The organism is Endozoicomonas atrinae, assembly GCF_001647025.1.
In the GTDB taxonomy this organism is placed as follows: Bacteria; Pseudomonadota; Gammaproteobacteria; order Pseudomonadales; family Endozoicomonadaceae; genus Endozoicomonas; species Endozoicomonas atrinae.
Window position 1 is genome coordinate 1 of the sequence record NZ_LUKQ02000478.1, and the last position, 2,099, is coordinate 2,099.

General features: G+C 42.4%; 2 protein-coding genes. Both read left to right on the forward strand.

The genetic code is table 11. The annotated features are described in order from the left end of the window. The first annotated feature begins 754 nt into the window (after positions 1-754). The gene (gene ppnP / locus AK963_RS28125) at positions 755-1,069 is read left to right on the forward strand and encodes a pyrimidine/purine nucleoside phosphorylase (RefSeq protein ID WP_066018614.1); all 315 of its coding nucleotides are present in this window, start codon (positions 755-757) and stop codon (positions 1,067-1,069) included. Positions 1,070-1,300: 231 nt separating this feature from the next. Next, a complete protein-coding gene (locus AK963_RS28130; protein WP_139117737.1) occupies positions 1,301-1,693 on the forward strand; it encodes a hypothetical protein in 393 nt (130 codons plus the stop codon). Positions 1,694-2,099 lie beyond the last annotated feature (406 nt).

Consider the following 2,099-nt stretch of genomic DNA (forward strand, 5'->3'; position numbering starts at 1 on the left):
GTCCTCTCGATTGGTCATGGCGCTGCTCCCTGCTTGATACCAACAGGAAAACAATCGGCCAGAAAAGGGTTAATCGGGAGGTCAAATTAAACTGGTGTTTTGAAGACTTATTACATCGGTGATGACAAACGCGAGGTCTCAGCCTGTTTGTTGAGGTCACTATCTTACGGATCAAGTGCCGCAGGCGCATCCGGTGTGATACCTAACTCTGTGAAAGTAGCCCTGCACCAAAAACAGAAACCCCGTAAAAACGGGGTTGGAGTGCTGTCAGACAGCGCAGAGCGATTTTTATTGTTATTGGAGTGGTGTATATTCTTTTTCCTTTAGCGGCAGGGAATCCAGTCCCGCCTTGTTGTTCTTGCTGCTACCTGCTGATTTCGGCAACCCGCTAAAGGAGTGACTGCAGAATACGTATTTCCCGCACACAATTTATTGACTTAAATCAAGAAGTAGAAACTTTGTCGTTTAAAACCCAATAATACTTACTGTTTATACTGCTCACCTCCTCTCCTGTAAGGGATACTGGTCGGCGACCAGAAAATACCTGTACAATCGGCCAACTAAACAATGGAATTCCGAGCTATCAGGCCCCTGCTCCACCCGGTTGTTAAACGACTGTGGTAAACCGATGGGCGGTAGCGTACCTTTTGACAGGCCTCCTCTGGTAATGTGAGGCCAGTGATCAGGGTACAAAGGCATCGCACCGACGCAAAGCCCGATAAAAAGCCGTAACAGTAAACAAGAGAACGCCCCTATGTCCCAGTTTGATAAAGTCTCCGTTGACCTGAAAGCCAATGTTTATTTCGATGGCAATGTCACCAGCCGTGGCGTTACCTTTGCCGATGGCAGCCGCAAAACCCTGGGCGTGATGCTGCCGGGCGACTATGAGTTTGGCACCTCACAGCGGGAACTGATGGAAATCACCCAGGGTCAGCTGGAAGTGCAACTGCCCAATGAAGCGTGGAAAGCTGTTAAAGGTGGTGAGAGTTTTCAGGTACCGGCCCAGGCATCCTTTAAGGTCAAAGTGCTGGAAGTAACGGATTATTGCTGCAGCTATTTTGCCGATTAATGTTCAGTGGTAGCCGGTTCTCATTCGTTACGAGTGACCGGCTACTATTTCCTCTACCCTCTTATACCCTTTTCAACATCACGTTAAACCCTTAATATTTTTAGTCCAGAAACAGGCACAGTTGACTCAATTTTCAAATCCAAAAATCACGTAATTTCCACATAGATCGAATTAAAAAAAGAAGCAAATATCATACAAGTATGATGTTTTTATAAAACACATCAGATCTAAATGAATATAAATCACAATCAATTAACTAATCAAGCTTTTAGCTTTTTAACAGGAAAAAAAGTGAGAACCTTATCCATACTATTTTTTTCATTCATCATCACTGCCTGCACGGATTCTGGCAGACAGAATAACAACTTATATCGATTCCCTTTGCTCAACAATTGTGAAGAACAAGTCAATGAAAGGCTTTCAAACCTTGGCAGTAAAAGTTATGAATTCAATATTTTCAAGTTTTCACAAGTACCTGACTATGCATCCTTTATAATTGGTTATGTCGAATTTGAGGACAAATATGACAATAAAAAATCAATTTTTGGTGACTGGAATATGGCTATCCATGGATGTAAACCAAATACATATTTTAAAATCGATAAGAGTAGTCACTTTGCCTAAGAAGTCAGTAGCGCAATTCAATCTGCATCACATATACAATCAGGAAACTTATTCTTTAATGATTCAAAGGAAGACATAGAAATACACTTTTATTCTGAATAAACATGAATTGAAATTGAAACTACAAGAGATTTTAGCCCGTTACAGCCATAGTCCTCCACTGGAATAACGCCGTCATTCTTCAGCCGATCAAATGCTCAATTCGTTGATACCGAGTAGTTTCAGCATGTTTCTGTTACGTTCAATTGAAACTTGAACCTTTCCTGACCATAGGGATCTCAGGGCTTACGCACGAGGATAATCATTCGCATTTGAGCCACTATCCTCACCGAATATATACATATTCAGCAGCCCTGCCAGATAGCCATTATTCCAACCAGCCCTCTTGCGCTTACGCTTCATGCTT

What these genes read in the sequence shown, in the direction of transcription:
- AK963_RS28130 (WP_139117737.1), top strand. Translation starts at nt 1,301, where the DNA reads ATGAATATAAATCACAATCAATTAACTAATCAAGCTTTTAGCTTTTTA.
- ppnP (WP_066018614.1), top strand. Translation starts at nt 755, where the DNA reads ATGTCCCAGTTTGATAAAGTCTCCGTTGACCTGAAAGCCAATGTTTAT.